This is a genomic window from Streptomyces sp. NPDC059900 (assembly GCF_050270335.1).
GTDB lineage: Bacteria > Actinomycetota > Actinomycetes > Streptomycetales > Streptomycetaceae > Streptomyces.
In genome coordinates this window covers 21,855-29,181 of record NZ_JBNNJZ010000063.1, presented here as the reverse complement: position 1 = coordinate 29,181, position 7,327 = coordinate 21,855, and the positions used below count along the sequence as shown (strand labels likewise).

Annotated in this window: 7 protein-coding genes; 3 read left to right on the top strand and 4 right to left on the bottom strand. The window is 70.5% G+C overall.

Annotation, left to right across the window (positions count from 1 at the left end; all coding sequences use genetic code 11):
• Positions 1-198: hypothetical protein (locus ACQKIP_RS12580; protein WP_427742962.1), on the top strand; the 198-nt coding region annotated here is incomplete at its 5' end.
• 61 nt (positions 199-259) lie between these two features.
• Here ACQKIP_RS12580 and ligD read toward each other — a convergent pair.
• Positions 260-1,276, bottom strand: coding sequence for a non-homologous end-joining DNA ligase (gene ligD, locus ACQKIP_RS12575; RefSeq protein ID WP_365855359.1), 1,017 nt, complete (start codon positions 1,274-1,276; stop codon positions 260-262).
• A 73-nt stretch (positions 1,277-1,349) separates the two neighbouring features.
• Here ligD and ACQKIP_RS12570 point away from each other — a divergent pair, with 73 nt between their 5' ends.
• A complete protein-coding gene (locus ACQKIP_RS12570) occupies positions 1,350-2,411 on the top strand; it encodes an ATP-dependent DNA ligase (RefSeq protein WP_365855361.1) in 1,062 nt (353 codons plus the stop codon).
• 37 nt (positions 2,412-2,448) lie between these two features.
• On the opposite strand, the gene ACQKIP_RS12565 is transcribed toward ACQKIP_RS12570, so the two are convergent.
• Genes ACQKIP_RS12565 through ACQKIP_RS12555 form a run of 3 tightly spaced genes read right to left on the bottom strand, consistent with a single transcriptional unit; the run spans position 2,449 to position 5,116 of the window.
• Positions 2,449-3,225 (bottom strand): ABC transporter ATP-binding protein, encoded by a 777-nt coding sequence (locus ACQKIP_RS12565; protein WP_365855363.1) that lies wholly within the window; start codon positions 3,223-3,225, stop codon positions 2,449-2,451.
• Positions 3,201-4,055 (bottom strand): ABC transporter permease, encoded by an 855-nt coding sequence (locus ACQKIP_RS12560; RefSeq protein WP_365855365.1) that lies wholly within the window; start codon positions 4,053-4,055, stop codon positions 3,201-3,203. The genes ACQKIP_RS12565 and ACQKIP_RS12560 overlap by 25 nt, the downstream gene beginning before the upstream one ends.
• On the bottom strand, positions 4,052-5,116 hold the full coding sequence (locus ACQKIP_RS12555; RefSeq protein WP_365855367.1) for an ABC transporter substrate-binding protein: 1,065 nt from the start codon (positions 5,114-5,116) through the stop codon (positions 4,052-4,054). The genes ACQKIP_RS12560 and ACQKIP_RS12555 overlap by 4 nt, the downstream gene beginning before the upstream one ends.
• 480 nt (positions 5,117-5,596) lie before the next feature.
• Here ACQKIP_RS12555 and ACQKIP_RS12550 point away from each other — a divergent pair, with 480 nt between their 5' ends.
• A complete protein-coding gene (locus tag ACQKIP_RS12550) occupies positions 5,597-7,318 on the top strand; it encodes a hydroxysqualene dehydroxylase (RefSeq protein ID WP_365855803.1) in 1,722 nt (573 codons plus the stop codon).
• Positions 7,319-7,327 lie beyond the last annotated feature (9 nt).

Genomic DNA, 7,327 nt, shown 5'->3' with positions numbered 1-7,327 from the left:
GACCAGCACTACTCGATCTACCGCAACGGCGCCCTGATCAACGAGTTCGACAACACCGGCGGCCAGGACTTCACGCCGCCGCGTGGCGACGACCCGGGCACGGACGGACGGCGTTACTCGTCCGGCTACGTCGGCGTGCAGGTGCACGGCACGACGGACGTGATTTCGTACCGGGACATCAGGATCAAGGAGCTGTAGTCACTCCCTGAGCGGCCCCTGATCCGGCGCCCGTACCCCGCAGGGGGTGCGGGCGCCGTTGTCATGGCTCCTCGTGCCTCGCCCGGCTCGGCTGTACGCGTTTGGGCTCGCCCGGCATCTTGGGGTACTCGGGCGGGTAGGGCAGGTCGCCCAGGCCGTGGTCCCGCTCGTCGCGGGCGGCGAGGTCCAGGAGCGGCTCCAGGGAGAAGGCGTGCTGTTCCATGTCCGCGTGTACGTCGCCGACCTCGGCGAACCGCTCCGGCATCGTCGCGATGTCGAAGTCCTCCGGCACCGCGTCGTCGACCTCGTCCCAGCGCAGCGGCGCCGAGACGGGGGCGTTCGGCCGGGGCCGCACCGAGTAGGCGGAGGCGATGGTCCGGTCGCGGGCGGTCTGGTTGTAGTCGACGAAGATCCGCTCGCCCCGTTCCTCCTTCCACCACGCGGTCGTGACCGCGTCCGGCATGCGCCGCTCCAGCTCGCGTCCGCAGGCGATCGCGGCCCGCCGTACCCCGGTGAAGTCCCACCGCGGTTCGATCGGCACGAAGACATGCAGGCCGCGCCCGCCGGACGTCTTGGGCCAGCCCCGGAGTCCGTACTCGTCCAGGAGCGCGCGCAGTTCGCCGGCGACGCGCACCGCGTCCGCGTAGTCCGTGCCGGGCTGCGGGTCAAGGTCGATGCGCAGTTCGTCGGGGCGGTCGAGGTCGTCGCGGCGTACGGGCCAGGGGTGGAAGGTCAGCGTGTTGTACTGGGCGGCCCAGATGACCGCGGCGATCTCCGTGGGGCACATCTCGTCGGCCGTGCGGCCGCTGGGGAAGGCGATGGTGGCGGTGGGGATCCAGTCGGGGTGGTTCTTGGGGACGCGCTTTTGGTAGAAGAACTCGCCGGCGACCCCGTCCGGGAAGCGCTGGAGCGCCGTGGGGCGGTCCCGCAGGGCGCGGACGATCCCGTCGCCGACCGCGAGGAAGTACCGGGCGACGTCCAGCTTGGTGAAGCCCCGCTCCGGAAAGACGACCTTGTCCGGACTGGACAGCCGCACCGCCCGCCCGCCCGCATCGAGCTCGACCGCTTTACCACCCATGCGGCCACGCTATGCGCAAGGGGCGAAATCCGCACAGCGGGCACAAAGGGGCGTATGGGCACAGAATCGAGCCATGGATCTGCCGGTGATGCCCCCCGTCAAGCCCATGCTCGCCAAACCCGTGGCGAGGATCCCGCCCGGCATGCAGTACGAGGCCAAGTGGGACGGCTTCCGTGCGATCGTCTTTCGCGACGGCGCGGAGCTGGAGATCGGCAGCCGTACGGGAAAGCCGCTGACCAGGTACTTCCCGGAGCTGGCCGCGGCCCTGCTCGACCGTCTGCCCGACCGCTGTGTCCTGGACGGCGAGGTCGTGATCGCGCGGCAGGGACGGCTGGACTTCGACGCGCTCAGCGAGCGGATCCATCCCGCCGAGTCGCGGGTGCGCACGCTCGCCGAGCGGACCCCCGCCTCCTTCGTGGCCTTCGACCTCCTCGCCCTGGATGACGCGTCCCTGGTCGACACGCCCCTGACCGAGCGCCGCGAGCGGCTGGCCGAAGTCCTCCGGGGCGTGCGCGCGCCCGTACACCTCGCGCCCGCCACCACGGATCCGGAGCTGGCCCGGACGTGGTTCGAGCAGTACGAGGGGGCGGGGCTCGACGGTGTGATCGCCAAGCCGCTCGATCTGCGCTACCGGCAGAACGAACGCCTCATGTTCAAGATCAAGCACGAGCGCACGGCGGACTGCGTGGTCGCGGGCTACCGCTTCCACAAGAGCGGCCCGATCGTCGGCTCGCTCCTCCTTGGCCTGTACGACGACGGGGGCGTCCTGCAGCACGTCGGGGTCTGCGCCGCGTTCTCCATGCAGCGGCGCGCGGAGCTGGTGGACGAGCTCGAACCGCTGCGGACGGAGTCGGCGGCGGGCCACCCCTGGGCGGCCTGGGGCGACGAGGCCGCCCACGAGTCGTCCCGGATGCCGGGCGCGCCGAGCCGCTGGTCGGGCAAGAAGGACATGTCCTGGGTGCCGCTGCGCCCGGAGCGCGTCTGCGAGGTGGCCTACGACCACATGGAGAACGGGCAGCGCTTCCGGCACACGGCCCGCTTCCGCACCTGGCGCCCGGACCGCACCCCCGACAGCTGCACGTTCGCCCAGCTGGAGGAGCCGGTCCGGTACGACCTGGCGGACGTGCTGCGGTAGGCCCTTGTGAGGGACCTGGGACCCTTCCCGAGAAGATCTAGCCCTCGACGCCCAGCTGCCGCAGCAGCTCCCCCCGCAGCGCCGCGTACTGCGGGCTTCCATGGCCCCGCGGCGCTGGAAGGTCCACCCGTACGTCGGCCGCGATGCGCCCCGCGTCCAGGACGACCACCCGGTCGGCGAGGGCGATCGCCTCGTCGACGTCATGGGTGACCAGGAGCACCGCGGGGCGGTGCGCCTCGCACAGGCGTCGCAGCAGGGCGTGCATCCGGATGCGTGTGAGGGCGTCCAGTGCGCCGAACGGCTCGTCGGCGAGCAGGAGTTGCGGCTCGCGGACCAGGGAGCGGGCCAGCGAGACCCGCTGCTGTTCGCCGCCGGACAGGTCCGCGGGCCAGGCGTCCTCGCGGCCCGCCAGCCCCACCTCGTCGAGCGCGGCGCGCCCTCGGTCCCGCGCTCCGGGACCGGTCAGGCCCAGTACGACGTTGTCCAGGACCCGCTTCCAGGGCAGCAGCCGTGCGTCCTGGAAGACCACGGAGACATCGCCGGGCGCCGAAAGGTCTCCGCTGCCCCTGACCTCGTGGTCGAGCCCGGCGAGGGCCCGCAGGAGCGTGGACTTGCCCGAGCCGCTGCGGCCGAGGAGCGCCACGAACTCGCCCGCCGCGATGCCCAGTTCGAGGCCGTCGAGAACCTTCCGGTCTCCGAAGGAGCGGACAAGACCCCTGATACGGACCGCGAGGCTCCCGTCCGCCAGGCCTTCGCCCGTCACCTCCTGGTCCGCAGGCCTTTCCTCCGTCAGCCCGCCAGTGTGCGTCGCCATGACAGCGCCTTCCTCTCCACGAGCCGGACGAGTGCGTCGGAGACCAGACCGAGGAGGCCGTACACGACGAGGCCGACGATGATGATGTCGGTCTGCCCGTAGGTGCGGGCCAGTTCCATCATGTAGCCGATGCCGCTGGTCGCGTTGACCTGCTCGACCACGACGAGCGAGAGCCACGCCGCGGTGACCGCGAACCGCATGCCGAGCAGGAAGCCCGGCAGCGCTCCCGGCAGGACGACGTGCCGCACGAACCCGGCCCGGGAGAGCCCGACCGTCTCGGCGAGTTCGGCGTAGCGGCCGTCGATCGTGCGCAGCCCGTTGTGGGTGTGGATGTAGACGGGCACGAAGACGCCGAGCGCGATGGTGATGACCTTCATCGACTCGCCGATGCCGAACCAGAGGATGAGCAGCGGGATCAGCGCGAGCGAGGGGATGGCCCGCTTGATCTGCACGGGCCCGTCGATGATGCCCTCGCCGATCCTGCTGAGCCCGGCGGCGATCGCCAGGACCAGGCCGGCCGCGGTGCCGAAGAGCAGCCCGAGGAGGGCCCGTTCGGCGGAGGTGGCGAGGTTCGACTGGAGCCGCCCCTCGGCGATCAGGTCCCCCGCGGTGCTCACCACGGTCCAGGGCGCGGAGAGGTTACGGGCGTCGATGAACCCGGCGGCCGACCCCGCCGCCCAGACCGCGAGCAGCAGCAGCGGGCCGATCGCCCGGGCGTACGGGATGGCTCTGCCGGGACCGAGCCTGCGGCGCCGGGCTCTGCGGGGCTCCACGGCCGCGGGTTCGGTGCGGGTGGCGGCCTTGGTCAGGACGGGTGCCTGCGCGCTCATGTCCCCTCCCCCGCCGACGGCTTGAGGGCGTCGGCCGCGACCGACTCGTAGCGCCGGTCGAAGAGGACCCCCGCGTCGAAGGGCTTCTTCCCGGTCTCCTTCGCGAGGAGGTCCACCGTCTTCTGCTGGCGCGCGATCGCGGAGGTCCAGTCGGCCGGGAAGTCGGGGTGACCGACGCCCTTGACCAGGTACTCGCCGTCCTCGCGGGTCAGGCCCTGGTCCTTGACGTAGTAGCCGGCGATCCACTCGTCGGGGTGCTCGTCGGCCCATTCGGCGGCGCGCGCCCAGTACTTCACGAACTCCCGGATGGCCGCCGCCTTCTGCGGATCCTCGACCGACTCGGTCGGCACCCACAGATGGCCGGGGTCGTCGCGCAGTCCGTGCTGAATGGTCTTCGCGCCGTCCTTGCCGTACTTCGCGGGGTAGCGCTTGATGTTGACCCCGCCCAGCGGCGCCGCGTCGACCTGACCGTTGCCGAGCGCGGAGGGATAGACGTCGCCGGTGCTCGGCAGTTCGACGAGCTCCACGTCCTCCTTGGTGAGCCCGGCCTTGGCCAGGATGCGCAGGACCAGGGCGCCCTGCGCCTGCCCCGGGCTGTAGGCGATCTTCTTGCCGCGCAGGTCCTTCAGCGTGTCGATGTCCGCGCCGGGCGCGATGCCGAGTTCGTACACGGGGTGCTTCAGCGGGTCCTTGCGGTATTTCGCAGCGACCAATTTCGTGTCGAGTCCCGTCCAGTGCGCGTGAATGGACGGTATTTCCGCCGCGGAGCACACGTCCAGGGAATTGGCCCGGAATGCCTCGGAGCACTGGGGGCCGCCGCTGATGTTGGCCCATTTCACCTTGAAGGGAAGCTTGTCGAGTTGTCCGGAGAGTTTCAGGGCGACCTGCGCGTCCGGCGCCCCGACGGTGATCGTGGTGTCCGGATCCACTTTCTCCGGGATCTTGGCGGAGACCTGCTTGGCGTCGACGGTCGTGGTCGACGAGGTGTTCCCGGCGCACCCGGCCAGGAGCAGCGGAGCGAGAAGGGCAGCGCCGAGCGCCGCCCGTACATGTGTGGGCATGAATTCTTTCCCGGAGTGTGGACCTTCACGGAAGGGGAAGGGCCGCAGGGGAATTCCCCGCGGCTTCGCACGACGAAACGCGTGTTCCGAAGGTCAGCTACACAGGGCGGCGGCGACGCGCATGAGATCAACTGCGCGCCGCTGCTTGAACCGCCGGGATATTCGCATGGCGTCGAAACTAGCCACGGCTCCGAGAGAGGGTCAAGCCATCTCGCACGGCCCGGCTTTCCGGAAACGCAGCCTTCGCACTCCTGCCATACACGCGACACACCACGCCGTGCCTCTGTATCGGGCGCGCATTCACGCCAATGTCGGCGCCCCCGCTCCCGCACCGCTTCCGGGTCACCGGCCATGAACGTAAGCTCCAGCGCCTGACACGAGAGTTACTCAAGGTAAGGGGGCCAGTACGTGGGGTACTCGGAAGCTGCGGGCAGCACGAGACGGACCTTTGTCGCCGGGGCGGCAGCGGCGGGCGGCGCGATGGCCCTGGGGGCGCAGGCACTGCCGGCGGCGGCCGGTGAACGCGCCTCGCGCGCGGACCCGGCGCAGCAGTCCGTTGCCGTGCTCGGCGGCGGTGTCGCGGGCCTGACCGCCGCCCATGAGCTGGCCGAGCGCGGCTTCGCCGTGACGGTCTACGAGCGCAGGGCGCTCGGCGGCAAGGCGCGCAGCATGGACGTACCGGACAGCGCGAAGGGCAACCGCAAGCCGCTGCCCGGCGAGCACGGGTTCCGCTTCATCCCGGGGATCTACCACAACCTCCCCGACACCATGCGCCGCATCCCCTTCCCCGGCAACGCGAACGGCGTCTGGGACAACCTCGCGGCGCCGCGCGAGATGTCCTTCGCGCGGACCGGCCGCGAGGACATCCGGATGCCGATCCCCTGGCCGGGCAGCGAGCCCGAGAAGCTCACCCTCGACGACATCGCACGCGCGCTCACCGCGCTCCTGGACACGGCCTTCAACCTGCCCGCGCACGAGGCCGCGTACTTCGTGAACCGTGCTCTCGTCTTCCTGACCAGCTGCGACGAGCGACGTGACGACACCTGGGAGGCGACGCCCTGGTGGGAGTTCGTGCGCGCCGCGCAGATGTCGAAGGACTATCAGCGCATCCTCGCGATCGGCGTCACCCGCAACATCGTCGCCACCAAGGCCGAGGAGGCGAGCACCCGCACCGTCGGCACGCTCGGCGAGGCCTTCGTCTTCAACTTGCTGGGCCAGGGCGCGGACGGCCCGCCCGACCGGCTTCTGAACGCGCCGACCAACGAGGCGTGGATCGACCCCTGGGTGACCCATCTAAAGTCGCTCGGCGTGGAGTTCCGCATGGGCTGGAACGTACGGCAGCTCGGCTTCGCGGACGGCCGTATCTCCAAGGCGGTCATCGAGGACCCCGACGGCGTACGCCGGGACGTCACCGCGGATCACTACGTCCAGGCCATGCCGGTGGAGCACGCCCGCCGGACGTGGAGTGCGGAACTCAGGCGCGCCGATCCGCAGTTGGCGCGCTGCGACAAGCTGGAGACGGACTGGATGACGGGCATCCAGTTCTATCTGACCGAGCGCCCGCCGGTGGTGAAGGGGCACTTCAACTGCATCGACTCCCCCTGGTCGCTCACCGGCATCGCACAGGCGGGCCACTGGGAAGGCCGCGACTTTCCCGCCGAGTACGGGGACGGCGTCGCGGCCGAATGCCTCTCCGTGGACATCTCCGAGTGGGACAAGCCGGGCATCCTCTACGGCAAGACGGCCAAGCAGTGCACGCGCGACGAGGTGGCCAGGGAGGTGTGGGCGCAGCTCAAGGCCGCGCTCAACGACACCGGCAAGGTCGTCCTGAGCGACGGCAAGCTGCACTCGTGGTTCCTGGACCCGGGCGTCGACGGCATCGGGACGCCGAACCCGACCAATGAGGACGAGCTCCTCATCCATCCGGTCGGCACCTTCCACAACCGCCCGTCGGCCGCCACGAAGATCCCCAACCTCTACCTCGCGGGCGACTACGTGGCCGTGCCGATCGATCTCGCGACGATGGAGGGCGCCAACACCTCGGCACGCCAGGCGGTCAACGCCCTGCTGGACAGGGCCGGTTCGGATGCCGAACGGTGCACGGTGACCTCCTTGTTCCGTGCTCCCGCGATCGAACTCCTCAAGCGCCACGACCGCACCCGCTACCGGCTCGGGCTGCGCAACGCCCTCGATCTGGGCTGAGGGGCGGGA

Coding starts and splice junctions, on each gene's coding strand:
- ACQKIP_RS12555 (WP_365855367.1), bottom strand. CDS start 5,116: ATGCCCACACATGTACGGGCGGCGCTCGGCGCTGCCCTTCTCGCTCCG.
- ACQKIP_RS12565 (WP_365855363.1), bottom strand. CDS start 3,225: ATGGCGACGCACACTGGCGGGCTGACGGAGGAAAGGCCTGCGGACCAG.
- ACQKIP_RS12560 (WP_365855365.1), bottom strand. CDS start 4,055: ATGAGCGCGCAGGCACCCGTCCTGACCAAGGCCGCCACCCGCACCGAA.
- ACQKIP_RS12570 (WP_365855361.1), top strand. CDS start 1,350: ATGGATCTGCCGGTGATGCCCCCCGTCAAGCCCATGCTCGCCAAACCC.
- ACQKIP_RS12550 (WP_365855803.1), top strand. CDS start 5,597: ATGGCCCTGGGGGCGCAGGCACTGCCGGCGGCGGCCGGTGAACGCGCC.
- ligD (WP_365855359.1), bottom strand. CDS start 1,276: ATGGGTGGTAAAGCGGTCGAGCTCGATGCGGGCGGGCGGGCGGTGCGG.